The organism is Pseudomonas sp. VD-NE ins (genome assembly GCF_031882575.1).
GTDB classification, from domain to species: Bacteria; Pseudomonadota; Gammaproteobacteria; order Pseudomonadales; family Pseudomonadaceae; genus Aquipseudomonas; species Aquipseudomonas fluorescens_BZ.
Genome location: NZ_CP134772.1, coordinates 6374557 through 6400221 on the forward strand (window position 1 = coordinate 6374557; position 25665 = coordinate 6400221).

Below are 25665 nucleotides of genomic sequence, written 5' to 3' on the forward strand. Positions count from 1 at the left end.
GTTGAATTTTCAGCCACAAAAGGTAAACGAGGGAGCGAACTCCCTCGCCACTTCAGGCGTGAACGGGCACCGGCAACGGCGCGGCCAGCAGGCGCTCGTCCAGTAAGCCGAGGCCTTCCTGAAACAACTGATTGCTGCGCTCGGTATCGCCCAACTGGGCGAGCAGCCGCGCCAGTTCCGCACAGGCCTCAGGATTGCGCTGCACACGCAGGCTGCTTTCCAGATAATCCCGCGCCTTGCCCCACAGACTGGTCTGCAGACACAGTCGGCCGAGGGTCAACAGCAAGCTCGGATCGTTCGGATGATCCTTCAACCAGCCTTCGGCGGTTTGCAACTGGCGGGCCGGATCGCTGCCCCGCACCAGACCGTAGAGACGGGCCAGATGGCTGTCGTACTTGCGTTTGAGGGCAGTGCGCAGTACTTCTTCCGCTTCGACCTGAGCACCCAACTGCCGCAACTGTTCGGCGTACGCCAGCACCAGCGGTGGCTCCTGACGTTGCGCCGAGGTGAGCTGCTCCCAAGCGCGCGTGAGCGACTGCAAACCAACACTCCCATCCTCTTCACGCTGTGCGGCCAGCGACAGGTTTTCACCCCAGGCGCGGCGCTCAAGTTCTGCCAGCTCGGCGCGCGGCAGGATTTTGTCCTTGCGTAACTCAGGGAGTAAACGAATCACCGCCGACCATTCGCCGCGCTGCTGATACAAGCGCTGCAACTGGCGCAACGTCTGCGCGTTATGTGGATGGCGTTCGTGCATCGCTTGCAGGGTCACCAAGGCACCGTCGGTGTCGCCACGGTCAGTCTGCAACTGCGCATGGCTCAGAGCGATGGCCAGTTCCGCCTGGGGCTGGCGCTCGAGCGCGCGCTCCAGCAAACGATCGCACTCTTCGTAAAGACCTTGCTCGTTGGCCGCGCGGGCGGCACCGAGGTAATAGAGCAACGGCTGGCGTTCGGCTTCAGCCGCTCGAGACAGGTGACGCTGAGCGCTGGCCCAGCGACCTTCGGCCAGATCCAGTTGACCGTGCTCGATCGCCACCTGCACGCGCCGACTGCGGTTGCGCCGCGACCATGGGTTAACCACACCACTGGAAGTCATGACCAATTCGACCAGTGCCTTGATGCCCCAGATCAGCAGCCACAACACCACGATCACCGCCAGCGTCGCCCACAGACTCGACTCGTAACGGAAGCTCTTGTAGGCCACCAGCACGTAACCGGAATGCTCGGCAATCGCCAGCCCCAGTGCCGCCGTCGCCGCGATCACCAGAAACACGATCACATACAGGCGTTTCATGGCGTGGTCTCCTGCGCGGTGTTGGCGGCAGGCTTGGCGAAAGGTTTCACCGACTCTTCGGCGTTGACGTTGCGCCGCTCAAGATAGGCTTGCACCGCACTCAGCGTGCCAGCCAGATCCGGCGTGGCGACCGTGACCGGTTCCTTGCTCAACTCGCCAACCTGTTCGAGCATCACTTTGCTTTGCGGATTGTCCGGGTTGAAATTGCCCTTGAGCACATCGCGCGCCTCGGCCAGCGCCTGGGTGTAGACCGGCGCCTGACCGTTGAGGGCTGCCCACTGCGCCTGTTCAAGGGCAAGGCTCAGGGCCAGACGCACCTGACTCAGACTCTGCCCGGCCAGCAGCGGCCGCACATTCTTGTCGGCATTGAAATCGATACGGATGTAGCGCGAGACCTGATCCCACCACTGCGCCCAACGACTGGAGCCATCACCGTCAGCAGTCAGGCCCAGCAGCGACTCGCCGCGATCCTTGTACTCCGGCGCCAACTCGGTGAGGTCGATGACCTGATCACGCAATGCGCCGAGACGCAGGAACAGACCGGTGCGATCCGGTTGTGCAGTGCTGCGCAGCGCCACCAGGGTTTTCGCCACTTGCTCGCGAGCGGCGAAGGAACCGGGATCGTTTTGCTCACGGAGGATTTCGTCGGCGCCCTGCACCAGCGCCTGAGCGCTGCTGATGTCCTGCAACGCCGAAAGACGCAGGCTGGCCAGACGCAGCAGGTGTTCGGCCTCGGCAAGTCGCCAGTCCTTGCGGCTGGCGCCCAGCACCGTTTCCAGACGTTGATTGAGGCGCTGTTGATCGCCCTGGAGTTGCGTCACCAGACGCTGGCGCTCGGCAAGTTCGTCGGCACCCGGCAACTGCGCGAGGCGCTCGGTCAGACGCTGTTCATTGAGCTTCAGACTCTGCGCCTGATCGTTCAATGCCTGCACTTCACCGGATTGCTGCTGAGTGTTGGTCTGCAGGTGACGGACCTGCCAGACACCCCAGCCACCGATCGCGACGCCGGCAGCGCCGAGCAACAAAGCGACGATGGCCAGTCCATTGCCTCGGCGCGGCTCTTTGGCCGGCGGTGGAGTTTCAACCTGGGGTTCAATCACAGGCTGGACGTCATCTTTTGGCAAGGCTGTTTCGCTCACGTATCCATCCTTTGCATTAGAAAACGGGTTCGGGATGCTCCCGTAACGCCGTCAGCAAAGCCGCGGCACTCGCGCCGCGGCAATCCACAACTGTTTGAGCCCCGGCGGCACGTGCCAGCTCGGCGACTCTTGGGCTTGGTACAAACAACGGCAACGGCGCGATGGTCGGCCAGGCATCGCCGGCCATTTGGCGCAGGTGCTCGAAACCCTGTCCACTGCTGACCACCAGCCCGTTCAAGCGTTCCGCTGCGATCCGCCGTGGCAGCTCATCCGGGGCATAGGCTGGCAGGTCGCGTCGATACAATTCCAGATACTCGACACTAGCACCTAGCTCACGCAAACGCTCGGCGAGCAGTTCACGCCCGCCCTCCCCGCGCAGGATCAACACCTGCGCACCGGGCTGGCTGAGCGCCTCACGCAGACGCGGCAATTGCAGCAAGGCTTCGCTGTCATCGCCGTCAGCCGGGAAGCTGACGTCGAGGCCGTGATCGCGAAGAATCTGCGCGGTTGCCGCACCGACGCTGAACCACGGCATCGTCAGTGCAGGTGAGCCGTCGAGCAAATCCAATGCAATGCGTGCCGCCGGTTTGCTGACCACGATCACCGCGTTGCAGCTCGGCAACTGCGCAATCGCCTGACGTATTTTGTCAGAGACCGGTAGCGGGGCAATTTCCAAAAGCGGCAGGCAACTGCTGAAAATCCCCTGCCCGGCCAACGTCTCGGCCAGCGCCGCACAGTCTTCTGCAGGGCGCGTCAGCAGCAGGCGCCAAGCAGTCACTCGTGACCTGCCTCGCCATAGACCGCTTTGAGAATTTCGTTGGCGCCCTGGCTGAGCAGATCTTCGGCCACCTTCACGCCCAATGCTTCGGCATCGGCACGGGGCGCGCGAGCTTCGGCGCTGAGCAGCTTGCCACCGCTCGGTTCACCGACCAGACCACGCAACCACAACTGCTCGCCTTCGAGCACGGCGTAGCAAGCGATCGGCACTTGGCAGCCGCCATTCAAATGTTTGTTGAGGGCACGTTCGGCGGTCACCCGCGAAGAGGTATCGGCATGATGCAGAGGAGCAAGCAAGGCGTGGATTTCAGTGTCGGCGCTGCGGCATTCGATGCCGACCGCGCCCTGGCCACCAGCCGGCAGGCTGTCATCGACGCTGATCGCGGAGGTGATGCGGTCTTCAAAACCAAGACGGATCAGACCGGCCGCCGCAAGGATGATCGCGTCGTACTCGCCAGCATCAAGCTTGGCCAGACGGGTGTTGACGTTACCGCGCAGGAAGCGGATTTCCAGGTCCGGGCGGCGCGTCAGCAGTTGCGCCTGGCGACGCAGGCTGGAGGTGCCGACAATGGCGCCGGCAGGCAACGCCTCAAGGCTTGCATAGGTATTGGAAACGAAGGCATCACGCGGGTCTTCGCGCTCGCAGATGCAGAACAGACCGAGACCTTCAGGGAAGTCCATCGGCACGTCTTTCATCGAGTGCACGGCGATGTCGGCTTCATTTTCCAGCAGCGCGGTTTCCAGCTCCTTGACGAACAGGCCTTTACCGCCAATCTTCGACAGTGGCGAATCAAGCAGCTTGTCGCCGCGACTGACCATGGGCACCAGCGTCACCAGCAGGCCCGGATGGGCCGCTTCCAGACGGGCTTTGACGTATTCGGCCTGCCAGAGGGCCAGCGCACTTTTACGGGTGGCGATGCGGATTTCGCGAGAGGACATGGATCAATCCGTACTGAATAGATACGGCGGATAATAACAGCTCAGCCAAATCCACTTTGACTTGAATCAGAGTCGGCGCGGCCTCCCTGGCCGGCAATGCCTGGTAAAGGAAAGAGGAGCCGCCCGGAATGACCGGGTTACAGCCCCTGCATCATCTTGCGCACACCGGCCACATGCCGACGGCTGACGATCAGCGCATCACCATTGAGACCTTTGAGGAACAGCTGGAAATGCCCCAGCGGCGTACGTTGCAGCCGCTCGATACGATCGCGGGCGACCAGCGCGTTGCGGTGGATACGCACGAAGCGTTCGCCGAACTCGTCTTCAAGGGCTTTGAGCGGTTCGTCAAGCAGCACCTCGCCGGCCTCGTGACGCAGGGTCACGTATTTGTGATCGGCGATGAAATAGACCACCTGATCCAGCGGGATCAGTTCGATGCCTTTGCGGGTGCGGGCGCTGATATGGCTGCGTGGGCCGGTGCCGCTTTCGGCAGCGGGACGGGTCAAGGCCGAGAGTTGCGCCCGGTTGGGACGTTCAGCCCGTTTCAGGGCGTCATGCAGATGTTCGGTTCGCACGGGTTTCACCACATAGCCCACGGCGCTGGCCTGCAGGGCTTCCACGGCAAATTCATCGGGGCTGGTGCAAAACACCACGGCCGGCGGCGTTTCGCGTTCGCACAGACGGGCAGCGACCTGCAGGCCATCGAGGCCTGGCATGCGGATATCGAGCAGCACGATATCCGGTTTGTGGCTGTCGATCAGTGCCAACGCCTCTTCGCCATTCGTGGCGCTGGGCTCCAGAACTGTATAACCCTCGAGCTCGCTCACCATTCGGCTGAGGCGCTCGCGAGCCAGTGGTTCGTCATCAACGATCAGGACATTCATATTGCGCTGGATTCCTGCGTGAGTCTCGCACAAGGATAGCGTAGACAGGTGAAGTGACGTCCGTCACCGCGATCCACGCTAAGACTAGCCCGAGCGCCAAAAAGTGCCGTACGTCGGCCAGCAATATTTGCCAGTGTCCGGGTCGTACTGCTCAAAGCCCGCTGTTTCCTGCGTTTCTCACGGGGTTTGCCAAAGGACAAAACACCCACCCCCTCTTCTTATAGTCGGCGGCCAGATCTTTGCCCGATCCAAGTCACACCGACCCTTATGTCCAACTGTAGACGCTCGCCGGGCCGATATTGCTCAATCGAAAAATATCGTTGCGCAAAACTCCCGGGGCCAGCGCCGACTATGACGTACACAATGAGAAAAAAACGTATCGACCAGTGTCAGCGACAGGATTGGCAACCCTGTTATTATCCGCGCCAGCGTTTCACGCCTTCTTTCTTCAAGCCGATACGAGCGAATTCATGAGCACTGACAAGACCAATCAGTCCTGGGGCGGCCGCTTCAGTGAACCCGTCGACGCCTTCGTCGCCCGCTTCACCGCCTCCGTCACTTTCGACCAGCGCCTGTATCGCCACGACATCATGGGTTCGATTGCCCACGCCACCATGCTGGCCAAGGTCGGCGTACTGACCGATGCCGAGCGCGACAGCATCATCGATGGCCTGAAGACCATTCAGGGCGAAATCGAGGCCGGCCAGTTCGACTGGCGCATCGACCTCGAAGACGTGCACATGAACATCGAAGCGCGCCTGACCGACCGCATCGGCGTCACCGGTAAAAAGCTGCACACTGGCCGTAGCCGTAACGACCAGGTTGCCACCGACATCCGCCTGTGGCTGCGTGACGAGATCGACCTGATCCTCGCCGAGATCACCCGCCTGCAGAAGGGCTTGCTGGAGCAAGCCGAGCGCGAAGCGGCGAGCATCATGCCCGGCTTCACTCACTTGCAGACCGCGCAGCCAGTGACCTTCGGGCACCACATGCTGGCCTGGTTCGAAATGCTCAGCCGCGACTACGAGCGTCTGGTCGACTGCCGCAAGCGCACCAACCGCATGCCATTGGGCAGCGCCGCGCTGGCCGGCACCACCTACCCGATCGACCGCGAATACACTGCGCAACTGCTGGGCTTCGACGCCGTCGGCGGCAACTCGCTGGACAACGTTTCCGATCGTGACTTCGCCATCGAATTCTGCTCGGCCGCGAGCATCGCGATGATGCACTTGTCGCGTTTCTCCGAAGAACTGGTGCTGTGGACCAGCGCGCAATTCCAGTTCATCGATCTGCCGGACCGCTTCTGCACCGGCAGCTCGATCATGCCGCAAAAGAAAAATCCCGACGTGCCAGAGCTGGTACGCGGCAAGACCGGCCGTGTGTTCGGCGCACTGATGGGCCTGCTGACTTTGATGAAAGGCCAACCGCTGGCCTACAACAAGGACAACCAGGAAGACAAAGAGCCGCTGTTCGACGCCGCCGATACCCTGCGCGACTCGCTGCGGGCCTTTGCCGACATGATCCCGGCGATCAAGCCAAAGCACGCGATCATGCGTGAAGCGGCGCTGCGTGGTTTCTCCACCGCGACCGATCTGGCGGACTACCTGGTACGCCGTGGTCTGCCGTTCCGTGACTGCCACGAAATCGTTGGCCACGCCGTTAAATACGGCGTTGACACTGGTAAGGATCTGGCCGAGATGAGCCTGGAAGAACTGCGTCAGTTCAGCGACCAGATTGAGCAGGATGTGTTTGCCGTGCTGACCCTGGAAGGCTCGGTGAATGCCCGTGACCATATCGGCGGCACTGCGCCGGCGCAGGTCAAGGCAGCGGTGGTGCGCGGTCAGGCGCTGATCGCCAACCGCTAAAAGCATCGCTGACAAGTCAACTCTCACAGGTTCTGCGTCGAACACACATGTTTGTGTCACAACAAAACCTTGTGGGAGCTGGCTTGCCAGCGATGACTGACTTCAAAACGCTACAAAACCTTATTTCTTGGCAGCGATCATCGCCAAAAACGCCGGCATCGCCGCTTCTTTGTCCGCCGCAATCTTCTGCACATGCGGATTCTGCTCCAGCCGCTCCAGCAGCGCCTTCGCCTGCGGCAACTCCGCCAGCAAATCAATCCCGAACAGCTTCTGCCCGACCGCACAGGCCAGCGGCACGCTGTAGAGGAAATACAAATCGGCAATGCTCAGGCTGTCGCCCGCCACGTATGGGGCGAATTTGCCGTGCCGGCCCAGTGCGGCAAAACCCAGCAGCAATTCGGTTTTGGTCTTTTCCTTGATCGCGTCCGGCAGGGTCATGCCGAAGAACGCTTCGCCATAACAAGCGCGGCCCGGCAGTTCGATGTACAGCTCGATTTCCTTGGCAATCGCCAGCACCTGCGCGCGTTCGAACGGATCGCTCGGCAGCAGCGGCGTGCCTTTCTGGGTCTGTTCGAGGTATTCGAGGATGATCGCGGTTTCGTTGATAAAACCGGCGTCTACACCGAGCACCGGCACTTTGCCGCGTGGGCTGATGGCCAGAGACTCGGGTGTCTGCGTCGGGTAGAACGTGACCTCTTCGAACGGCAGGCCTTTTTCCAGCAGCGCCAGTTTGACCATGTTGTAGTAGTTGCTGACTGAGAATCCGTAGAGCTTGAGCATCACATAGCCTCCAGGCCGTGCGGGGTGGGCAGTGCGTGTTTATAGATCGTGCAGGCGAATCGCGCCAGCAGCATCACCCCGCTGAATGCGGGTAAACTGGCGCCTTTCCATGAGGAGCCTGCCATGAGCGAGCCGACAGACATCGACAACGACGAAGAAGAGTTCACCGAGGCTACGTTGATCGAAGCCATCGAGAACCAGATCGAAAGCGACAACCCGCCAGCGGCCAAAGCGACTTTCAACAAGCTGACCCTGGTGGGTGTGGAGCGCGAAGAGATCCTCAACCTGATGGCGCATGTGCTGGCCTACGAGATTGACGCGATGCTTGATGAAGACCGCGCGTTCAATACCGAATGGTACGAAGCGGCGCTGCGTGCATTGCCTGAGCTGCCACCCGAAAAGCAGTAAGCCAAACACATCCCCCTGTGGGAGCGAGCCTGCTCGCGAATGCCGTGCATCAGCAAAAAAAAAGCTAAATGACACATCGCTTTCGCGAGCAAGCTCGCTCCCACACAATTTGTCACCCATCTATCGGCCCTGCGCCTAAGCCCCGACTACACTGGAATCCGCCTCAAGACAAAATCCCTGATCTGAGCACTGGACATGCCGCAAAAGCGGGTTCACCTTAGGGACGCTGTCGTCCAATTCCTAGAAAGTCTGGAGTCCTTATGTCGCTTACCCCTGAGTTGGTTGCCGAACTGGAAGTCCTCGCACTCTTTCCCCTGGACAGTTCCCAGGAAGGTTTGAAAATTCATCAGACCGCTGCCCCGAAACATATTTCTGCCGCCAAACGCCTCTTTGAAAAAGACCTGACCGACCAGCCAGATGGCGGGTATCTGACCAGCCTCGGTCGCGATGCCGCACAAAACGTGCAGACCGTGCTGACCATTCTGAGAGAGCAGGAAACCGCCTGATTCCCCCTGACTTCGCCCACGGGAACTCCTGCCACGGGATTTCCGCGGGCCTGCCCGGTCATCCGCGATAAAAATCTGACGTCAAAAAACAAATTCAGCTTAAAAGTCCCGCTGCGCAAAGGCTAAACTGCCTCCCATTCCGAGACCCTCTTCGTCCGAGCCTGCGAGCCGGTTTGAGCTGACATGACGCGCACCCACGAAATCCGCCCCGACCTGGACGAAGGCATCGACCGCAAGGTACTCAGCCAACTGCGCGCGCGTTTTCTCAAACTCAATGAAGGCCGTCTCGGCCGCGCCCTCGAAGGGCTGTCGACACGTCAACAGAGCGTGTTGACGTTGTTGCCGCTGTTCTTCCACGTCAATCATCCGCTGCTGCCGGGTTACGTCTCGGGCAGTACGCCGGCCGGCCTGTCGAATTACGAGCCCGACGCCAACGTGCTGACCGAAGCACAGCGTCTGACTCGTTCGTTTTCGTACAAACCGCGTCACGGCAGCAATCCGCCGCGACCGATTCACGGCCTGTTCCTGATGGGCAGCCTCGGCACGCTGGCGCAGGCCGATCAGAGCGACATGGACGTGTGGGTCTGCCACGCGCCGGATCTGAGCGAAAGTGAGCTCGTCGAGCTGAGCAAGAAATGCCAGTTGCTGGAAGTATGGGCGGCGAGCCAGGGCGCTGAAGCGCACTTCTTCCTGATCGACCCGGAGCGCTTCGTCAAAGGCGAACGCGACTCACAGCTCAGCTCGGAAAACTGCGGCACCACCCAGCACTATCTACTGCTCGACGAGTTCTACCGCACCGCCATCTGGCTGGCCGGGCGCACGCCGATCTGGTGGCTGGTGCCGGTTTACGAAGAAACCGCTTACGACCTTTACACCCATACCCTGCTGTCCAAGCGCTTTATCCGCGCCGACGAAACCCTCGACCTTGGCCATCTGGCGACGATTCCGCCAGGCGAGTTCATCGGCGCCGGATTGTGGCAGTTGTTCAAGGGCATCGAGTCGCCCTACAAGTCGGTACTTAAACTGCTGCTGACCGAGGTTTACGCCAGCGAACACCCACAGGTGCAGTGCCTGAGCTTGCGTTTCAAGAAAGCCGTGTTTGCCAATCAGCTCGATCTCGATGAGCTGGATCCGTACATGGTCGTGTACCGGCGTATCGAGGAATACCTCACCGCGCGCAACGAGCCGGAACGGCTGGAGCTGGTGCGCCGCGCGCTGTACCTGAAGGTCAACCGCAAGCTCACCGGCAACAGCCGCACCCAGAGCTGGCAACGCACGTTGCTGGAACGGCTTGCCAGCGAGTGGCATTGGGATCAGCGACAACTGACACTGCTCGACAGCCGCAGTCAATGGAAAGTCCGCCAGGTCAGCGCCGAGCGTCGCGCACTGGTCAATGAGCTGAATTACAGCTACCGCTTCCTGACCCAGTTCGCCCGCACAGAACAAACCGTCAGCCTGATCAACAAGCGCGACCTCAATGTGCTCGGCCGCCGGCTCTATGCCGCCTTCGAACGCAAGGCCGACAAAGTCGAGTTCATCAACCCCGGCATCGCCCCGGATCTGGCCGAAGACACCCTGACCCTGGTGCAGTCGCGCAATAAAAAGGAACCGGGACAAACCCAGTGGGGCCTGTATAACGGCAGCCTGACCGCATTGGAGTGGGAACACTTCGCGCCAATCAAGCGCAGCCGCGAGTTACTGGAGCTGCTGACCTGGTGTCACCGCAACGGCGTGATCGACAGCAGCACCCGCCTGGCCTTACATCCCGGCACCAGCGATCTCAGCGAGTTCGAGCTGTTCAACTTGCTCGGCAGCCTGCAACAGTGCATCGCCCTGCCCCTGCCTTCAGTGGCCGAAGAGCCGTTGCTGCGCGCCGCGGTGCCAAGCGAAGTGCTGATTCTGGTCAACGTCGGCGTCGACCCACTCAAGCATCACCGCGACCTCAATATCCTGATGACCACCGAGCGTACCGACTCGCTGAGTTACGCCGGCGTGCGCGAAAACCTCGTGCTGACGCTGGATCAGGTCACGCTCAACAGCTGGAACGAAGTGCTTGTCAGCCGCTTCGACGGCCCGCATGCCCTGCTCGATTGCCTGCGCGACTACCTTAACAATCTGCCGCGCGGGGCCTTGCAGCCGTCGTTGAAGGTGCGCTGCTTCTGCCACAACCGCGCGCAGTTCATCGCCCGCCGCGTCGAGGAAATCATCGACACCGCGCAAAATCTGTTGCTCAGCGAACTGAATCATCGCTACCTGATTCAAGTGCAGCAGCATTATCACGTGCTGGAATTGGTGCCGGGCCAGGTCAACCACGTCGCCCTCGCCACCCTGCCGGCGCTGCTCGACTACCTCGGTGAAGAGCAGCCGCGCTACAGCCCGCTGCATCTGGACCCGATGGCACTGGAAGATCACGATCTAGCACTGATCCTGCCGATGGGTCAGCCGGAATGTATTCAAGTGTTCTACCGGATCACCGAGCAGCAGGCCGAGTTGTACGTGCTGGATGAGTTCAACGCGCTGTGGCAGCAACATTTGCCCTATCACGATGAGCAAAGTCTGTTGGTGCCTTTGCAGCGCTTCCTGCAATCGATCCTGTTCCGCCGCGAAGCCGTGCTGCCGATGGACGCCGGCCCCGAGGCCCGCCTCGAAACTTTGTATTACCAGTTATTGCCTTCCGGCCCGGGGCGCGCGCGACGGGTCGAAGCACGACTAGCACCGCAGACGCCGGTAAACAAGCCGTTCTACGACGTACAGGCGATCGTCGGCAAAGCCGCACCGGGCGAAGTGCAGGTCACGCTGTATTGCAATCAACGGGAATTCAGCGAGCTGGAACATGGCGACCAGCTGTTCAGCGTGGTCGCCCGGGAGATCGTCGAGCAGCGCCGCGAGAGCGAACGCTATCGCTGCTACATCACCGACCTCGACCTTTCGGGCCTGCTCGGTGACGGGCAGAGTTCAAGCAATCTGTATCTGCGCTACAAGGCTGACCTGGAGCGCGCTCTGAACGAGGCACTCGAACAGGTCTGAGGGCGGGTTACTCGCGGAAATCACCGCCGTTGGCCGGCTGCGATTCGACTTCGAGCAAGGTCAGTTTGAGGGTCTTGCCACCCGGTGCCGGCCAGTCGATGTGCTGACCGACCTTCAGGCCCAGCAGCGCACTGCCGACTGGCGCCAGAATCGAGATTTTGCCTTCATCGGCGTTGGCGTCCTTCGGATAGACCAGCGTCAGGTGGTAATCCTTGCCACTGCCTTCTTCGCGGCAATGCACACGGGAATTCATCGTCACGACATCGGCGGGCACTTCATCGTGGCCGACCACGGTATCGGCGCGGTCCAGCTCGGTTTGCAGCGCAATCACGCCCGGCAGCGTGTCATCCAGGCTGTCGATCAGGCGCTCCAGACGTTGCACGTCCAGACGGGTAAGGGTGATGGAAGGTGCGGTCATGATCCGGGCAGACTCCTTTCTTCTGCACACAAAAAAAGCAAAACCCCGCCAAAAAAGACGGGGTTTTCACCAGGCCTCGATGGGTTGAGGCGTGTTCGGACACTATCACAGCTCAAAAAATATACAAGTCACGCCCCGGCGCACTGTTTGCGCTGTGACGCCTGCGCGCAAATCACGCGCCGCCGCTCGTCGTCCGCCGAACGCCATTCGCGAATGTCTTCGACATGCCGGAAGCAGCCGAGGCAGACCTTTTGCTCGTCCAGTCGGCACACACCGCTGCACGGCGAAGGCACGGCCGGGCTGATGTTGCTGTAAAGCGGCTTGGGCGGACGAACAGGCGCAGTGTCAGCCACGGAATCACAGACCTTCGAAGTCGAATTCAGCACCCGCCTGCTGCTTGACGATACGCTCGAGCATTTCGCCCAGTTGCTCTTCGCTCTTGTCGCACATCCAGCGCTCGCTTTCTTCGTCGTAGTCGAAGTGGAAACCACCGGACACCGCCGCCAGCCACAGCTGACGCAGCGGCTCCTGGCGGCTGAAGATCAGCTGCGAGCCGTTTTCGAACTTGACGGTCAAGACACCTGCCGAGCTCTCCAGGTCGATATCCAGGTCGCTGTCATCAAAGATATCTTCCAGTTTTTCCTGGGTTTCATCGACCAGATCGTGGAAACGGGCTTCGGACAAACTCATTGCGGCAACCTCAAAAAATGTCTGATCAGGCTCAAGCGCCGAAAGATACGGACGCTGCCGGCCGATTGCAAAGATTAACGACCAAGCACCGTTTTCCATCCAGCACTGCCCCCTGTGGGAGCGAGCTTGCTCGCGAAGGCGCCGGAAAATTCAACATCGATGGCGACTGACATACCGCTTTCGCGAGCAAGCTCGCTCCCACAGGGTTACCAGTGCTCACGGACGAGCCCCGCCGGACGGGAACCCCCTCGCATAGGCAAGCTGCCGGGTGGCCGGTATACTCCGGCGCAATTAACGCATTTTCAAGGATTTCGCCATGAAGCGCCTGATCTCTTCCCTTGCTGCGCTCGTCGCGGTTGCCTGCCTCGTTTCGGCCTGTGGTCAAAAAGGCCCGCTGTACCTGCCGGATGACGATCAGGACCCGGCCGAGCAAGCCCAGTCTTCGCAGAAGCAGCCGTCCAAAGCACACAAGCACGACGTTTACCAATAAGGGATCGCCATGGACGCTTTTAACTACCGTGGCGGGGAGCTGTTCGCGGAAGGTGTGGCGCTGTCCGCCATCGCCGACCGCTTCGGCACGCCCACCTACGTTTACTCGCGCGCACACATCGAAGCCCAGTATCTGGCCTACGCCGATGCGTTGGCCGGCATGCCGCATCTGGTCTGCTTTGCCGTCAAAGCCAACTCCAACCTCGGCGTACTGAATGTCCTGGCCCGCCTCGGCGCCGGTTTCGACATCGTTTCCCGTGGCGAGCTGGAACGCGTGCTCGCCGCTGGCGGCAGCCCTGACAAAATCGTCTTCTCCGGTGTCGGCAAGACCCGTGACGACATGCGTCGGGCACTGGAAGTCGGCGTGCACTGCTTCAACGTCGAATCCACCGACGAGCTCGAGCGCCTGCAAGTGGTTGCCGCAGAGCTCGGCGTTCGTGCACCGGTATCGCTGCGGGTGAACCCGGACGTCGATGCCGGCACCCACCCGTACATTTCCACCGGTCTTAAAGAGAACAAGTTCGGCATCGCCATCGCCGACGCCGAAGACGTGTACGTGCGCGCCGCGCATCTGCCGAACCTGGAAGTGGTCGGCGTCGATTGCCACATCGGTTCGCAACTGACCACGCTGCCACCGTTCCTCGATGCTCTCGATCGCTTGCTGGATCTGGTCGATCGTCTCGGCGATTGCGGCATTCACCTGCGCCACATTGATCTTGGTGGCGGTTTGGGCGTGCGTTATCGCGATGAAGAGCCGCCATTGGCTGCCGACTACATCAAAGCGGTGCGCGAGCGTCTGAACGGTCGTGATCTGGCGCTGGTGTTCGAGCCGGGCCGCTTCATCGTTGCCAACGCCGGCGTGCTGCTGACTCAGGTCGAGTACCTCAAGCACACCGAACACAAGGATTTCGCCATCGTCGACGCGGCGATGAACGACCTGATCCGCCCGGCGCTGTATCAGGCGTGGATGGACGTCACCGCGGTCAAACCGCGTGATTCCGCTGCGCGTAAATACGACATCGTCGGCCCGATCTGCGAAACCGGCGACTTCCTCGCCAAGGATCGCGAATTGGCCCTGGCCGAAGGCGATCTGCTGGCCGTGCATTCGGCCGGTGCCTACGGTTTTGTGATGAGCTCCAACTACAACACTCGCGGCCGCGCCGCCGAAGTGCTGGTAGATGGCGATCAGGTATTTGAAGTGCGCCGCCGCGAAACCGTGGCCGAGCTGTTTGCCGGCGAAAGCCTGCTGCCGGAGTAACCCATGCTGCTGCGTTTTACTAAAATGCACGGCTTGGGCAATGACTTCATGGTTCTCGACCTGGTCAGCCAGCACGCGCATATTCAGCCAAAGCACGCCAAGCAATGGGGCGACCGCCACACTGGCATTGGTTTCGACCAGTTGCTGATCGTCGAGGCGCCGAGCAACCCGGACGTGGATTTCCGTTACCGGATCTTCAACTCCGACGGCTCGGAAGTCGAGCAGTGCGGCAACGGTGCACGCTGCTTTGCGCGCTTCGTGCTCGACAAGCGCCTGACCGCCAAACGGCAGATCCGCGTCGAGACCAAGGGCGGCATCATTGAACTGGACGTGCGTAACGACGGCCAGATCGGCGTGAACATGGGCGCCCCGCGTCTGGTGCCGGCGGATATTCCGTTCGACGCGCCAGCGCAAGCCATCAGCTATCAGCTGGAAGTCGACGGCACCACGGTCGAACTGGCCGCCGTGTCGATGGGCAACCCTCACGCAGTGCTGCGCGTGCAGGACATCAACAGCGCACCTGTGCATGAGTTGGGACCGAAAATCGAACACCACCCGCGCTTCCCCGCGCGAGTGAATGTCGGTTTTCTCCAGGTCATCGACCGCAACCGTGCACAATTGCGCGTGTGGGAACGCGGTGCCGGGGAAACCCAGGCCTGCGGCACCGGCGCGTGTGCAGCGGCTGTCGCTGCGATCAGCCAGGGGTGGATGGATTCGCCGCTATTGATCGACCTGCCCGGCGGGCGTCTGTCCATTGAATGGGCAGGCCCTGGCCAACCGGTACTGATGACCGGTCCGGCAGTGCGTGTATACGAAGGACAAGTACGTCTTTGAGTGAGCAGAAACCATGACCGATAAGCCTCAGGTACCCGCCCGACAGTCCGACGAATCAGCGTCCGAGAGCCTGGAGGCGGCAGCGGTTGCCGCATACCTGGAGGCTCATCCGGACTTCTTCGTCGAGCACGAAGAACTGCTGCCCGCGATGCGCATTCCCCATCGACGCGGTGACACCGTGTCGCTGGTCGAGCGGCAGATGACCATCCTGCGTGACCGCAACATCGAGATGCGTCATCGCCTCTCGCAGTTGATGGACGTCGCCCGCGATAACGATCGCCTGTTCGACAAGACCCGCCGCCTGATTCTCGCCCTGATGGACGCTGCCAGCCTGGAAGACGTGGTGATCAGCGTCGAAGACAGTCTGCGTCAGGATTTTCAGGTGCCTTTTGTCAGCCTGATCCTGCTCGGTGACAACCCGGCACCGGTCGGCCGTTGGGTCAGCCACGCTGACGCCCAAGTCGCCATCGGCGGTTTGCTCACTGAAGGCAAAAGCGTCAGCGGCAGCCTGCGTGAGCATGAACTGGATTTCCTCTTCGGCGAAGAACAGCGCAAGCAGATCGGCTCAACTGCCGTGGTTGCCGTCAGCCATCAAGGCATCCACGGGATTCTGGCGATCGCCAGCCGTGATCCGCAGCACTACAAGAGTTCGGTGGGTACGCTGTTCCTCAGCTACATCGCCGAAGTCATGGGCCGCGTGCTGCCACGGGTCAACAGCTCCCTGCGCTCGGTACGCTGAACATGGAACGGCAACTGGACGCTTACTGCGAACACCTGCGCAGTGAGCGACAGGTGTCGCCGCACACGCTGTCGGCCTACCGCCGCGACCTCGACAAAGTCCTTGGCTGGTGCGTCAAACAGAACATTGGCAGCTGGGCAGCGCTGGATATTCAGCGCCTGCGCAGCCTGATCGCCCGTTTGCATGCGCAAGGTCAGTCCTCGCGCAGCCTCGCCCGACTGCTTTCGGCAGTGCGTGGGCTTTATCACTATCTGAATCGTGAAGGTCTTTGCGACCACGATCCGGCCACCGGTTTGGCACCGCCGAAAGGTGAACGCCGCCTGCCGAAAACCCTCGACACCGATCGTGCGCTGCAACTGCTTGAAGGTGCGGTCGAGGACGATTTTCTTGCGCGTCGGGATCAGGCGATTCTTGAGTTGTTCTATTCCTCCGGCCTGCGTCTTTCCGAGTTGACCGGGCTCAACCTCGATCAACTCGACCTCGCCGATGGCATGGTTCAAGTGCTCGGCAAGGGCAGCAAGACCCGCCTGCTGCCAGTGGGTAAAAAAGCTCGCGAAGCGATCGAGCAGTGGCTGCCATTGCGCGCGATGACCAACCCGGCGGACGACGCCGTGTTCGTCAGCCAGCAAGGCCGGCGCCTTGGCCCGCGGGCGATTCAGGTGCGGGTCAAACTCGCCGGCGAGCGCGAGCTTGGCCAGAACCTGCACCCGCACATGCTGCGGCACTCCTTCGCCAGCCACTTGCTGGAGTCTTCGCAGGACTTGCGCGCGGTGCAGGAATTGCTCGGCCACTCCGACATCAAGACCACGCAGATCTACACCCACCTGGACTTCCAGCACCTGGCGGCGGTCTACGACAGCGCCCATCCACGGGCCAAACGCATGAAAGGCGATGATTCATGAGCATCCAGTTGATCACCTTCGACCTCGACGACACGTTGTGGGACACCGCGCCAGTGATCGTCAGTGCCGAAGCGGTATTGCGCGAATGGCTGAGCGAACATGCGCCGAATCTGGGCGCGGTGCCAGTGGAGCATTTGTGGGCGATCCGTGAGCGGGTGCTGGCCAACGAGCCGGGACTCAAGCATCGGATCAGTGCGCTACGTCGTCGGGTGTTGTTTCATGCAATGGAAGACGCCGGGTACGCACATGGCGAAGCATCCGACCTGGCCGACAAGGGATTTGAAGTGTTCCTGCATGCGCGGCATCAGATCGAAGTGTTCCCTGAAGTCGAGCCAGTGCTGGAGATTCTCGCCAATCACTATGCGCTTGGCGTGGTCACCAATGGCAACGCCGATGTGCGCCGGTTGGGGTTGGCGGATTACTTCAAGTTTGCGTTGTGTGCGGAAGATATCGGCATCGCCAAACCGGATGCGCGGCTTTTTCATGAGGCTCTGCAACGCGGTGGCGCCACGGCCGAAACCGCCGTGCACATAGGTGATCATCCGGGGGATGACATTGCCGGGGCGCAGCAAGCTGGGCTACGCGCGATCTGGTTTAACCCGGCCGGCAAGGTCTGGGAAGCGGATCGCCTGCCGGATGCAGAGATTCGTAGCCTGACCGATTTGCCAGCCGTACTCGCACGCTGGAATGCCCAGCATTGACCCTAAATTCACCTCATCCCCTGTGGGAGCTGGCTTGCCAGCGATGAGGCCGGTACATTCAACATCAATGTTGTCTGACAGGCCGCCATCGCTGGCAAGCCAGCTCCCACAGGGTCTGCATCGCCTTCAAATTTTTCTTTCGCCCATGAAAAAGCCCGCAGCGACGGCGGGCTTTTTCAGCAAGCAAGCGGCACGCCTCAGATAGGGCGGCTACCGTACTTGTTGTCCGGCTTTTTCGGAGGATCGGCGACCACATTGGCCTCCACTTCCTGAACCTTGCCGCCGCGCGACAGGAACTCTTCCATGGCCTTGGCCAGGGCGTCGCGTTCCTTGTTCTTGGCTTCAATGCTCGGCAACTCGTCTACCGACACCGCAGCCTTGGCTTTGCCTTTGGCAGCCGGGGCCGGCGTATCGTCGCCACCATCGTCATCAGCAACGTCTTCCGCTGCTGCTTCCAGACCTTCCTCGGCCTCGTCTTCGTCGCCTACTTCGAGGTCGTCGTTTTCCAGATCATCGTCGCTCATGTTCTACCTCATGACTTGCGAAAAGCAGATTAGTTATAGACCAGCTTTGGCAACTGTCGAAAGTCGCCGTTAAAAAATCAGTAACCATTGGTGACCAACGGTTTATGCCCCTTCACCGTGCAAGGTGGCGAGGACTTTTCGGGCACCGCCATGATCACGGTGCTCGCCCAGATAAACGCCTTGCCAGGTCCCCAGTGCCAGACGACCTGCCGAAACCGGCAGACTGATCTGGCAACCAAGCACGCTGGCCTTGAAGTGCGCCGGGAGGTCGTCCAGGCCTTCGTCGTTATGCTCATAGCCGTCTGTTCCTTGTGGGATCAGACGATTGAAAAATCGTTCGAAGTCGCGACGTACCGCCGGATCGGCGTTCTCGTTGATGGTCAACGACGCCGAGGTATGCTGCAGCCACAAATGCAACAGACCGACCCGGCACGCCCTGAGTTCAGGCAGCCCTTTGATCAACTCGTCCGTTACCAGATGAAAGCCCCGGGGCCGTGCCCGCAGGGTTATCAGAGTCTGTTGCCACATACAGTTCTCCGCACGTTCGGGGCGCATTCTAGCGCGCTCTGGGAAAAAACAAAGGCCCTAATATTCCTGCAATCATGTAAGCCATTGGCCGCAGAAAAACGCCCGTCGTAAACACGACCAAAGCCGTACGAAAAATCCTTTCAGCCTGTCGCTTAATGACAAATCCCGGACAAAAAAATGCCCGGCGAACCGGGCAATTTTTTTTAGTGCGCGTACTTACAGGTTGTAGCCGCGTTCGTTGTGTTGTGCCAGATCGAGGCCAACCGACTCTTCTTCCTCGGTCACACGCAGACCCATCACGGCGTCCAGGACCTTAAGGATGATGAAGGTGACGATCGCGGTGTAGATCACCGTGAAGCCCACGCCTTTGACCTGAATCCAGACTTGCGCACCGATATCGGTGACGGTGCCGAAGCCACCCAGAGCCGGAGCAGCGAACACACCGGTGAGGATCGCGCCGAGAATACCGCCGATACCGTGTACGCCGAAGGCATCCAGGGAATCGTCATAACCGAGTTTGCGTTTCAGGGTGGTGGCGCAGAAGAAGCACACCACGCCTGCAGCCAGACCGATCACCAGTGCGCCCATCGGGCCTACGGTGCCAGCAGCCGGAGTGATCGCTACCAGGCCGGCAACCACACCCGAGGCGATACCCAGTGCACTTGGCTTGCCGTGGGTGACCCACTCGGCAAACATCCAGCCCAGTGCGGCGGCAGCGGTAGCGATCTGAGTGACCAGCATCGCCATGCCGGCGGTACCGTTGGCCGCCGCAGCGGAACCGGCGTTGAAGCCGAACCAGCCGACCCACAGCATCGCCGCGCCCATCAGGGTGTAACCCAGATTGTGCGGGGCCATCGGCGTGGTCGGGAAGCCTTTGCGCTTGCCCAATACCAGGCAGGCAATCAGACCGGCGACACCGGCGTTGATGTGCACCACGGTGCCGCCGGCGAAGTCGAGCACGCCCCAGTCCCACATCAGGCCGCCGTTGCCGGACCAGACCATGTGCGCGATCGGTGCATAAACCAAGGTGAACCAGATGCCCATGAAGATCAGCATCGCGGAGAACTTCATCCGCTCAGCGAAGGCACCGACGATCAGCGCCGGAGTGATGATCGCAAAGGTCATCTGGAAGGTAATGAACACCGCCTCAGGGAACAAAGCCGCTGGGCCGGTCAGGCTCGAAGGCGTGACACCGGCGAGGAACGCCTTGCCCATGCCGCCGAAGAACGAGTTGAAGTTGACGACGCCCTGCTCCATGCCGGTGGTGTCGAACGCAATGCTGTAGCCATAAATGACCCACAGGATGCTGATCAGACCGGTAATGGCGAAGCACTGCATCATCACGGAAAGAATGTTTTTCGAGCGAACCATGCCGCCGTAGAACAGCGCCAGGCCGGGGATGGTCATGAACAGCACAAGTGCCGTTGAGGTGAGCATCCAGGCAGTGTCGCCGGAGTTGAGGACTGGGGCCGCCACTTCGTCTGCCGCCATAGCAAGGCCGGGCATTACGATAGACAACAGGGCTCCTAGCCCTGCGAATTTACGCAGAGTCATATTGTTTTCTCCTGGGGCGTTGGGGTTTGTGGCGGCGTTTAAATCGCGTCGGTATCGGTTTCGCCGGTACGGATACGAATCGCCTGTTCCAGATTGACCACGAAGATCTTGCCGTCACCGATCTTGCCGGTGTTGGCCGCTTTGGTTATCGCCTCGATAACCCGATCCAGATCCTTGTCGTCGATGGCCACGTCGATTTTCACCTTGGGCAGAAAATCAACCACATATTCCGCGCCGCGATACAGCTCGGTGTGACCCTTCTGCCGGCCGAAGCCTTTGACTTCAGTAACGGTAATGCCCTGCACGCCGATTTCGGACAGCGACTCGCGCACGTCGTCCAACTTGAACGGCTTGATGATGGCAGTGACTAGCTTCATGAAACTCTCTCCCGAATTGGTGGACTTGCCCCAGGAAAACAAACCCGACTCAAGTCTAAGCGCAGTGCCTGGCTTTGTAACGCATCGTCGGCCTTACCTGCCCGACTGACGCCAGCTAACCGCTGCTGACGAAACTCCCCGCTCCGTCTGCCGCACTGCATTCGTCACAGCGACTGCATCAGTGCATGGGTCGAAGGTGACTAAGCAGAAACCTTGCCATCTCGCCAAAATCCCCTGATTTCAATCCCTTGGCCGCTGTCGCAAGCCGTCCCGCACAAAACGCTAACCGGATACGCACAACAACGGTGCGTCGCCGTCCGTCCGCCTGCGCGAAAAGCGTGCATCCCTGACCACGAGATTGACTATAGACACTGCGTGATACACTGCCGGCCATTGTTTCCAGGACATCCACCATGCTCGCGCCCAAAGACTTCCTCGACGCCCTGAGCGGCACCGCCTCCCGCCTCTTCAGCGGCGACACCCCGCTGCCGAAAGCCGAATTCGAAAGCCAGTTCAAGATGCTGCTGCAAAGTGCCTTCAGCAAACTCGATCTGGTCAGCCGTGAAGAATTTGATAGTCAGATGGTCGTTCTGGCCCGCACCCGCGCCCGCCTCGAAAGCCTCGAAGCCAAAGTCGCCGAGATGGAAGCCAAGCTGACACCTCCCGCTGAATAATCCGCGCCCCCTGTAGGAGCTGCCGAAGGCTGCGATCTTTTGATCTCCAGCCCTTCAATCTTCTCGGCAACGTCCTACAACCTGCACCACCGCCGTCCGATTGCGCCGAAAAGCCCAGGTTTCTAAGCTCACCCGATGCTGAATGTTCAGCACCGGGTTTGGCGACCTGGATCGAATTTGACGCAATGCAACTAAACTCACAGAGAGGTTTTTTCTCTCAACGAGTTATGGCGGCTTTGCGTGGGAGACCTCAGGGTCTGCCGGTTTCGAATTCACCGGTTCGCCAACCCGCGCATAGCTGCCACCCTATTCGTTTGGCGACGAACAGAAGCAGTTTTCTTCACTTGAATTCGAGAACTGAACCATGGACGAAAACTACCTGACACCTAATATCTTCACCCGCCACAAACTCCCCCTCCACGCCCTCCTCATCCAGAACCAACCCTGGTTCTGCGCCCGAGACCTGAGCCGCCTGCTGCACATCTACCTCAACGAACGCATGCTGCGAAAACTCGACCCCGACCAATACCAGACCCGCAAAACCCTGATCCACAACCAGATCGAAAACACCCTGCTGATCAGCGAATCCGGCATCTACGCCCTCCTGGTCTACCACTACTGCCCCGAATACCGAGCCCTGCGCGAATGGCTCACCCACCAAGTCATCCCCACCCTGCGCGACGCCCAACATCCCAGCACAAGCGAACGTCCACACCTGAGCCTGCTCAGTTGGCCGGACATGACGTTGAGTTTGTTGCACTGGAATAACCAGCCGTGGATACGGTTGCAAGATGTGCCACACATGGTGACGGAGCGAGAACAGGCAAACCGCACGGTTGTGAACTCATGGTGGAGAAAGGCTCTGCAATTGATCTGAATTTTTGCGCTGCAACCTCACCAAAGGTCATTTCAGCGATACCACTGAAATGACCTTTTTTGTGTCTTCGTTATCTCCACCCCTCCTACTCCGAAATCCTCCACTCACAGAAGTAACGTCCTACAAAACGCGTCCGCCACGTCTGATTTCGCTGCCCCCTCTCTGCTGGCTATCTTCTGCGACCAGATCCAAACAGATGAAAACAATGAGAAGAAAAGGCAAAGCAACGGATCTTCGTAACCAGACATTCAGATCAAACTCGCGAAAGATCGCCTACAAATTCTTTCTCAAGAACATTGCCCCGAGAATCCCAAATATTGATGCAGCAGCGGTCAAGTTTGAGCCAATTACCCCAGCAGCGATAAAGCAATACTTTCTCTGGGAGGGGCCAACAGTTTTCCCTTGGGATGACGTTGCAGACTGGAAAAGTAAAGATGCGAAAGGTCTGGATTTGGCGATATGGTACAAACAGACTCTTTGCGGCATGTGCTATGCGACCCCGCGCGCAAGCTCTATCTGCTTAAAGATTGTTCTGTTGGAAGGGCATCCGGATAGGGCGCACCCGCTTCGCGGCAGGATCGCGCCGATTGCTCTGCTTGTCGCAGATCACTATGCGCGAGCGCTAGGATGCAAAGAAATCGAGATTCAGGATCCTGATCCGAATGTTGTTTTTTACTACCGGAAACTGGGGTTCGAATTCGACCACACCAACCGGCTTGTCATTTCTGTGAACGGTCAATAACATCGAAATCAACAACCCAATCGCACGAGGTGCGTATGAGCCCAAAAAAGCGAAAGGCAAAGCTTCTTCAGATTGTTGAACTACATCTCGAAGCACTCCGGTTGGCTGGGGATATGTCAGCCAACCAACGGCGATTTATTGAAGTTGCTGTTACGTGTGGGCCAGAGCTTGAGCCAAGCGGCCCGCTGGCCGGTAAAAGATCCTGAGTCAAAAATAAAAAGGCGTCCATAGGACGCCTTTTTTGTGTTTGGAGGAGTAGTCGCAGCGATTCTTTAGCTCCTGGCTTTGCAACCATGGGTTCAGAATCCGACGAGCCGGCCCGTCGTCACTTCAGAGAAACCAGCTTTCTCTGCTGCCAAAAATGCGGGGGAGCTTTTACTGGTGCCCAGTCCCGACGAATGCGCAGTTGCAGTCCTCAAGCGGGAGGATCCGTCAATGCCGGGCGAGAGTCAACGCTCCAATTCAGGCAAGCAGTGACTGCCCATCGGGTCTTGATACGTCTTGTAAACCTCTATTTCAGCACTGAAACCCGGCTCAACTACCCTTAAAAAACCCGCAGGAAGCGGCCCCCGATTCAGCTCAAGGAACGACCATGTCTCTCTCCATCGTCCACAGTCGCGCCCAGATTGGCGTGGAAGCCCCCGCTGTCACCGTCGAAGTCCATCTGGCCAACGGCCTGCCGTCGCTGACCATGGTCGGTCTGCCCGAGGCGGCGGTGAAGGAGAGCAAGGATCGGGTGCGTAGCGCGATCATCAATTCCGGGCTGCAGTTTCCGGCGCGGCGGATCACGTTGAATCTGGCGCCGGCGGATTTGCCCAAGGATGGCGGACGGTTTGATCTGGCGATTGCCCTGGGGATTTTGTCGGCGAGTGTGCAGGTGCCGTGTCTGACGCTGGATGAGGTGGAATGTCTGGGTGAGTTGGCGTTGTCCGGCGCGGTGCGGCCGGTGCGTGGGGTGTTGCCCGCAGCACTGGCGGCACGCAAGGCCGGGCGGGCGCTGGTGGTGCCGCGAGCGAATGCCGAGGAGGCCTGTCTGGCGTCCGGGTTGAAGGTGTTTGCGGTGGATCATCTGCTGGAGGCGGTGGCGCATTTCAACGGGCATACGCCGGTGGAGCCTTACGTGTCGGACGGTTTGATCCATGCCGCCAGACCCTATCCAGACCTGAACGAAGTGCAGGGGCAAATGGCAGCCAAACGGGCGCTGCTGATTGCCGCAGCGGGTGCGCATAACCTGCTGTTCAGCGGTCCCCCGGGGACGGGCAAGACGCTGTTGGCCAGTCGATTGCCGGGACTGCTCCCGCCGCTGTCCGAATGCGAAGCCCTTGAGGTTGCGGCGATTCAATCCGTCGCCAGTGGCGTGCCGCTGACCCACTGGCCGCAGCGTCCATTCCGCCAGCCGCACCATTCCGCATCCGGCCCGGCACTGGTCGGGGGCAGCTCAAAACCGCAACCCGGCGAGATCACCCTCGCGCACCACGGCGTGCTGTTCCTCGATGAACTGCCGGAATTTGATCGCAAGGTGCTGGAAGTTTTACGTGAGCCTTTGGAGTCGGGGTTCATCGTGATCGCCCGGGCCAAGGATCGCGTGCGTTTCCCCGCGCGCTTTCAGTTGGTGGCGGCGATGAACCCTTGCCCCTGTGGATATCTTGGTGAACCCAGCGGCAAGTGTTCGTGCACGCCGGACATGGTTCAGCGCTATCGCAACAAGTTGTCGGGTCCCCTGTTGGACCGGATCGACTTACACCTGACGGTTGCGCGGGAGGCGACAGCGCTGAACCCTGCGGTAAAGCCAGGAGAAGACAGCGCCAGTGCGGCCGCGTTGGTAGCCGAAGCCCGCGAACGCCAACAGAAACGCCAGGGTTGTGCCAATGCGTTTCTTGATCTGCCAGGCCTGCGTCGCCACTGCAGGTTATCCACAGCCGATGAGACCTGGCTGGAATCAGCCTGTGAACGGCTGACCCTGTCACTGCGCTCGGCGCACCGGTTGCTCAAGGTCGCCAGGACGTTGGCCGATCTGAGCCAGGAAAAAGACATCACGCGCGAACACCTGGCGGAGGCATTGCAATATCGGCCGGCAACACAGTGAACATCGGCGCGCCGAGTGGAGTTGATGTCATGAAAGTGGTCGCGATCAGCCAGCGTGTCGATACCCACCCTGAGCGCGGCGAAAGCCGTGATGCGCTGGATCAGCGCCTGATCGCGTTTGTGCTGGCGGCAGGCTTTATCCCCGTGCCGGTCCCCAACCGTTGGCAAACCCCTGACGACCTCGATCGTTGGCTGGCAGCGGTAAACCCACAAGCCATCGTGCTGTCGGGCGGCAACGACATCGGTCAGTGCCCGGCTCGCGACTTCACCGAAAACAGGCTGCTGGACCACGCCCATGCACGCCATCTGTCATTGTTGGGAATTTGCCGGGGCATGCAGATGCTTGCGCACTGGTCGGGTGTCTCGCTGAAACCGGTCACCGGCCATGTACGCACCCGGCATCAGCTATCCGGGCAGATCGTCGCCGAGGTCAACAGCTATCACACCTTCGCCCTCGCCGATTGCCCGCTCGGGTTCGAGGTGCTGGCGCGCAGCGAGGACGGCGAAATCGAAGCGATCCGCCACCTGCAACGACCGTGGCAGGGCTGGATGTGGCACCCGGAGCGCGAGAACGATTTCGCGTCGCACGACCTTCAGCGTCTGCAGCAACTGTTTGGCGAAACCGATTCCACTGAAGAATTCACGGGATAGCCCTGT

28 protein-coding genes are annotated in these 25665 nt (G+C 60.2%); 15 read left to right on the forward strand and 13 right to left on the reverse strand.

Features of this window, described 5'->3' with window-relative positions; translation table 11 throughout:
• Positions 1-52 precede the first annotated feature (52 nt).
• From RMV17_RS28560 to RMV17_RS28580, 5 genes are all read right to left on the reverse strand, one after another.
• Positions 53-1291: a heme biosynthesis protein HemY gene (locus RMV17_RS28560; protein ID WP_311884240.1), complete on the reverse strand. Its 1239-nt coding sequence runs from the start codon at positions 1289-1291 to the stop codon at positions 53-55.
• Positions 1288-2430: a uroporphyrinogen-III C-methyltransferase gene (locus RMV17_RS28565; RefSeq protein WP_311884242.1), complete on the reverse strand. Its 1143-nt coding sequence runs from the start codon at positions 2428-2430 to the stop codon at positions 1288-1290. The genes RMV17_RS28560 and RMV17_RS28565 overlap by 4 nt, the downstream gene beginning before the upstream one ends.
• A gap of 16 nt (positions 2431-2446) precedes the next feature.
• Positions 2447-3208 (reverse strand): uroporphyrinogen-III synthase, encoded by a 762-nt coding sequence (locus RMV17_RS28570; RefSeq protein WP_311884244.1) that lies wholly within the window; start codon positions 3206-3208, stop codon positions 2447-2449.
• Positions 3205-4146, reverse strand: a complete 942-nt coding sequence (gene hemC, locus RMV17_RS28575; protein WP_311884246.1) for a hydroxymethylbilane synthase — start codon at positions 4144-4146, stop codon at positions 3205-3207. Before hemC ends, RMV17_RS28570 begins: the two co-directional genes overlap by 4 nt.
• Before the next feature lie 137 nt (positions 4147-4283).
• A complete protein-coding gene (locus RMV17_RS28580; RefSeq protein WP_007911111.1) occupies positions 4284-5030 on the reverse strand; it encodes a LytR/AlgR family response regulator transcription factor in 747 nt (248 codons plus the stop codon).
• Positions 5031-5500: 470 nt separating this feature from the next.
• Here RMV17_RS28580 and argH point away from each other — a divergent pair, with 470 nt between their 5' ends.
• Positions 5501-6895, forward strand: coding sequence for an argininosuccinate lyase (argH, locus tag RMV17_RS28585; RefSeq protein WP_311884248.1), 1395 nt, complete (start codon positions 5501-5503; stop codon positions 6893-6895).
• Positions 6896-7015: 120 nt separating this feature from the next.
• On the opposite strand, the gene RMV17_RS28590 is transcribed toward argH, so the two are convergent.
• The gene (locus RMV17_RS28590) at positions 7016-7675 is read right to left on the reverse strand and encodes a glutathione S-transferase (protein ID WP_311884250.1); all 660 of its coding nucleotides are present in this window, start codon (positions 7673-7675) and stop codon (positions 7016-7018) included.
• A gap of 123 nt (positions 7676-7798) precedes the next feature.
• On the opposite strand from RMV17_RS28590, the gene RMV17_RS28595 reads away from it, so the two are divergent.
• The 3 genes from RMV17_RS28595 to RMV17_RS28605 all read left to right on the forward strand — a co-directional run bounded on the left by RMV17_RS28595 (position 7799) and on the right by RMV17_RS28605 (position 11616).
• On the forward strand, positions 7799-8083 hold the full coding sequence (locus tag RMV17_RS28595) for a hypothetical protein (protein ID WP_007911108.1): 285 nt from the start codon (positions 7799-7801) through the stop codon (positions 8081-8083).
• Positions 8084-8343: 260 nt separating this feature from the next.
• Positions 8344-8589 (forward strand): TIGR02647 family protein, encoded by a 246-nt coding sequence (locus tag RMV17_RS28600; RefSeq protein WP_008084565.1) that lies wholly within the window; start codon positions 8344-8346, stop codon positions 8587-8589.
• Between the two features lie 183 nt (positions 8590-8772).
• Positions 8773-11616 carry a class I adenylate cyclase gene (locus RMV17_RS28605; RefSeq protein WP_311884253.1) on the forward strand — a complete coding sequence of 948 codons (2844 nt, stop codon included), beginning with the start codon at positions 8773-8775 and terminating at the stop codon, positions 11614-11616.
• 7 nt (positions 11617-11623) lie between these two features.
• Here the strand turns inward: RMV17_RS28605 and rnk are convergent, their stop codons facing one another.
• The 3 genes from rnk to cyaY all read right to left on the reverse strand — a co-directional run bounded on the left by rnk (position 11624) and on the right by cyaY (position 12724).
• The gene (gene rnk, locus RMV17_RS28610) at positions 11624-12034 is read right to left on the reverse strand and encodes a nucleoside diphosphate kinase regulator (protein WP_034152030.1); all 411 of its coding nucleotides are present in this window, start codon (positions 12032-12034) and stop codon (positions 11624-11626) included.
• Between the two features lie 128 nt (positions 12035-12162).
• Positions 12163-12387 (reverse strand): DUF1289 domain-containing protein, encoded by a 225-nt coding sequence (locus RMV17_RS28615; RefSeq protein WP_108224998.1) that lies wholly within the window; start codon positions 12385-12387, stop codon positions 12163-12165.
• 4 nt (positions 12388-12391) lie between these two features.
• Positions 12392-12724 carry an iron donor protein CyaY gene (gene cyaY / locus RMV17_RS28620; protein ID WP_108225024.1) on the reverse strand — a complete coding sequence of 111 codons (333 nt, stop codon included), beginning with the start codon at positions 12722-12724 and terminating at the stop codon, positions 12392-12394.
• Positions 12725-13040: 316 nt separating this feature from the next.
• On the opposite strand from cyaY, the gene lptM reads away from it, so the two are divergent.
• The 6 genes from lptM to RMV17_RS28655 are packed head-to-tail and all read left to right on the forward strand — an operon-like array spanning position 13041 to position 17647.
• Positions 13041-13214, forward strand: coding sequence for an LPS translocon maturation chaperone LptM (gene lptM / locus RMV17_RS28630; RefSeq protein WP_007911098.1), 174 nt, complete (start codon positions 13041-13043; stop codon positions 13212-13214).
• A 9-nt stretch (positions 13215-13223) separates the two neighbouring features.
• Positions 13224-14471: a diaminopimelate decarboxylase gene (lysA, locus tag RMV17_RS28635; protein ID WP_123376122.1), complete on the forward strand. Its 1248-nt coding sequence runs from the start codon at positions 13224-13226 to the stop codon at positions 14469-14471.
• Positions 14472-14474: 3 nt separating this feature from the next.
• Positions 14475-15305 (forward strand): diaminopimelate epimerase, encoded by an 831-nt coding sequence (gene dapF, locus RMV17_RS28640; protein WP_064389522.1) that lies wholly within the window; start codon positions 14475-14477, stop codon positions 15303-15305.
• 13 nt (positions 15306-15318) lie between these two features.
• The gene (locus RMV17_RS28645) at positions 15319-16044 is read left to right on the forward strand and encodes a DUF484 family protein (protein WP_108224997.1); all 726 of its coding nucleotides are present in this window, start codon (positions 15319-15321) and stop codon (positions 16042-16044) included.
• 2 nt (positions 16045-16046) lie between these two features.
• Positions 16047-16946 (forward strand): tyrosine recombinase XerC, encoded by a 900-nt coding sequence (xerC, locus tag RMV17_RS28650; RefSeq protein WP_034152032.1) that lies wholly within the window; start codon positions 16047-16049, stop codon positions 16944-16946.
• Positions 16943-17647 carry an HAD-IA family hydrolase gene (locus RMV17_RS28655; protein WP_311884257.1) on the forward strand — a complete coding sequence of 235 codons (705 nt, stop codon included), beginning with the start codon at positions 16943-16945 and terminating at the stop codon, positions 17645-17647. The genes xerC and RMV17_RS28655 overlap by 4 nt, the downstream gene beginning before the upstream one ends.
• A 197-nt stretch (positions 17648-17844) precedes the next feature.
• Here RMV17_RS28655 and sutA read toward each other — a convergent pair whose 3' ends face one another.
• The 4 genes from sutA to glnK all read right to left on the reverse strand — a co-directional run bounded on the left by sutA (position 17845) and on the right by glnK (position 20630).
• Complete coding sequence (gene sutA / locus RMV17_RS28660) at positions 17845-18171, reverse strand: transcriptional regulator SutA (protein ID WP_007920420.1); 327 nt, start codon at positions 18169-18171, stop codon at positions 17845-17847.
• Positions 18172-18273: 102 nt separating this feature from the next.
• Positions 18274-18699 carry a secondary thiamine-phosphate synthase enzyme YjbQ gene (locus RMV17_RS28665; RefSeq protein ID WP_129396039.1) on the reverse strand — a complete coding sequence of 142 codons (426 nt, stop codon included), beginning with the start codon at positions 18697-18699 and terminating at the stop codon, positions 18274-18276.
• Positions 18700-18915: 216 nt separating this feature from the next.
• Positions 18916-20253, reverse strand: a complete 1338-nt coding sequence (locus tag RMV17_RS28670; RefSeq protein WP_034152035.1) for an ammonium transporter — start codon at positions 20251-20253, stop codon at positions 18916-18918.
• A 38-nt stretch (positions 20254-20291) separates the two neighbouring features.
• The gene (glnK, locus tag RMV17_RS28675) at positions 20292-20630 is read right to left on the reverse strand and encodes a P-II family nitrogen regulator (RefSeq protein WP_002555808.1); all 339 of its coding nucleotides are present in this window, start codon (positions 20628-20630) and stop codon (positions 20292-20294) included.
• Between the two features lie 413 nt (positions 20631-21043).
• Between glnK and RMV17_RS28680 the strand changes: the two genes are divergently transcribed.
• The 5 genes from RMV17_RS28680 to RMV17_RS28700 all read left to right on the forward strand — a co-directional run bounded on the left by RMV17_RS28680 (position 21044) and on the right by RMV17_RS28700 (position 25659).
• Complete coding sequence (locus tag RMV17_RS28680) at positions 21044-21304, forward strand: accessory factor UbiK family protein (RefSeq protein ID WP_311884258.1); 261 nt, start codon at positions 21044-21046, stop codon at positions 21302-21304.
• 364 nt (positions 21305-21668) lie between these two features.
• Entirely contained in the window at positions 21669-22181 is a 513-nt protein-coding gene (locus RMV17_RS28685) for a Bro-N domain-containing protein (protein ID WP_311884259.1), read from the forward strand.
• 196 nt (positions 22182-22377) lie between these two features.
• Positions 22378-22923, forward strand: coding sequence for an N-acetyltransferase (locus tag RMV17_RS28690; protein ID WP_311884260.1), 546 nt, complete (start codon positions 22378-22380; stop codon positions 22921-22923).
• Between the two features lie 592 nt (positions 22924-23515).
• On the forward strand, positions 23516-25009 hold the full coding sequence (locus tag RMV17_RS28695; RefSeq protein WP_311884262.1) for a YifB family Mg chelatase-like AAA ATPase: 1494 nt from the start codon (positions 23516-23518) through the stop codon (positions 25007-25009).
• Positions 25010-25038: 29 nt separating this feature from the next.
• Entirely contained in the window at positions 25039-25659 is a 621-nt protein-coding gene (locus RMV17_RS28700) for a gamma-glutamyl-gamma-aminobutyrate hydrolase family protein (protein ID WP_311884264.1), read from the forward strand.
• Positions 25660-25665: the final 6 nt, after the last annotated feature.

What these genes read in the sequence shown, in the direction of transcription:
- RMV17_RS28560 (WP_311884240.1), bottom strand. Translation starts at nt 1,291, where the DNA reads ATGAAACGCCTGTATGTGATCGTGTTTCTGGTGATCGCGGCGACGGCG.
- hemC (WP_311884246.1), bottom strand. Translation starts at nt 4,146, where the DNA reads ATGTCCTCTCGCGAAATCCGCATCGCCACCCGTAAAAGTGCGCTGGCC.
- RMV17_RS28580 (WP_007911111.1), bottom strand. Translation starts at nt 5,030, where the DNA reads ATGAATGTCCTGATCGTTGATGACGAACCACTGGCTCGCGAGCGCCTC.
- argH (WP_311884248.1), top strand. Translation starts at nt 5,501, where the DNA reads ATGAGCACTGACAAGACCAATCAGTCCTGGGGCGGCCGCTTCAGTGAA.
- RMV17_RS28590 (WP_311884250.1), bottom strand. Translation starts at nt 7,675, where the DNA reads ATGCTCAAGCTCTACGGATTCTCAGTCAGCAACTACTACAACATGGTC.
- RMV17_RS28595 (WP_007911108.1), top strand. Translation starts at nt 7,799, where the DNA reads ATGAGCGAGCCGACAGACATCGACAACGACGAAGAAGAGTTCACCGAG.
- RMV17_RS28600 (WP_008084565.1), top strand. Translation starts at nt 8,344, where the DNA reads ATGTCGCTTACCCCTGAGTTGGTTGCCGAACTGGAAGTCCTCGCACTC.
- RMV17_RS28605 (WP_311884253.1), top strand. Translation starts at nt 8,773, where the DNA reads ATGACGCGCACCCACGAAATCCGCCCCGACCTGGACGAAGGCATCGAC.
- rnk (WP_034152030.1), bottom strand. Translation starts at nt 12,034, where the DNA reads ATGACCGCACCTTCCATCACCCTTACCCGTCTGGACGTGCAACGTCTG.
- cyaY (WP_108225024.1), bottom strand. Translation starts at nt 12,724, where the DNA reads ATGAGTTTGTCCGAAGCCCGTTTCCACGATCTGGTCGATGAAACCCAG.
- lptM (WP_007911098.1), top strand. Translation starts at nt 13,041, where the DNA reads ATGAAGCGCCTGATCTCTTCCCTTGCTGCGCTCGTCGCGGTTGCCTGC.
- lysA (WP_123376122.1), top strand. Translation starts at nt 13,224, where the DNA reads ATGGACGCTTTTAACTACCGTGGCGGGGAGCTGTTCGCGGAAGGTGTG.
- dapF (WP_064389522.1), top strand. Translation starts at nt 14,475, where the DNA reads ATGCTGCTGCGTTTTACTAAAATGCACGGCTTGGGCAATGACTTCATG.
- RMV17_RS28645 (WP_108224997.1), top strand. Translation starts at nt 15,319, where the DNA reads ATGACCGATAAGCCTCAGGTACCCGCCCGACAGTCCGACGAATCAGCG.
- xerC (WP_034152032.1), top strand. Translation starts at nt 16,047, where the DNA reads ATGGAACGGCAACTGGACGCTTACTGCGAACACCTGCGCAGTGAGCGA.
- RMV17_RS28655 (WP_311884257.1), top strand. Translation starts at nt 16,943, where the DNA reads ATGAGCATCCAGTTGATCACCTTCGACCTCGACGACACGTTGTGGGAC.
- sutA (WP_007920420.1), bottom strand. Translation starts at nt 18,171, where the DNA reads ATGAGCGACGATGATCTGGAAAACGACGACCTCGAAGTAGGCGACGAA.
- RMV17_RS28665 (WP_129396039.1), bottom strand. Translation starts at nt 18,699, where the DNA reads ATGTGGCAACAGACTCTGATAACCCTGCGGGCACGGCCCCGGGGCTTT.
- RMV17_RS28670 (WP_034152035.1), bottom strand. Translation starts at nt 20,253, where the DNA reads ATGACTCTGCGTAAATTCGCAGGGCTAGGAGCCCTGTTGTCTATCGTA.
- glnK (WP_002555808.1), bottom strand. Translation starts at nt 20,630, where the DNA reads ATGAAGCTAGTCACTGCCATCATCAAGCCGTTCAAGTTGGACGACGTG.
- RMV17_RS28680 (WP_311884258.1), top strand. Translation starts at nt 21,044, where the DNA reads ATGCTCGCGCCCAAAGACTTCCTCGACGCCCTGAGCGGCACCGCCTCC.
- RMV17_RS28685 (WP_311884259.1), top strand. Translation starts at nt 21,669, where the DNA reads ATGGACGAAAACTACCTGACACCTAATATCTTCACCCGCCACAAACTC.
- RMV17_RS28690 (WP_311884260.1), top strand. Translation starts at nt 22,378, where the DNA reads ATGAAAACAATGAGAAGAAAAGGCAAAGCAACGGATCTTCGTAACCAG.
- RMV17_RS28695 (WP_311884262.1), top strand. Translation starts at nt 23,516, where the DNA reads ATGTCTCTCTCCATCGTCCACAGTCGCGCCCAGATTGGCGTGGAAGCC.
- RMV17_RS28700 (WP_311884264.1), top strand. Translation starts at nt 25,039, where the DNA reads ATGAAAGTGGTCGCGATCAGCCAGCGTGTCGATACCCACCCTGAGCGC.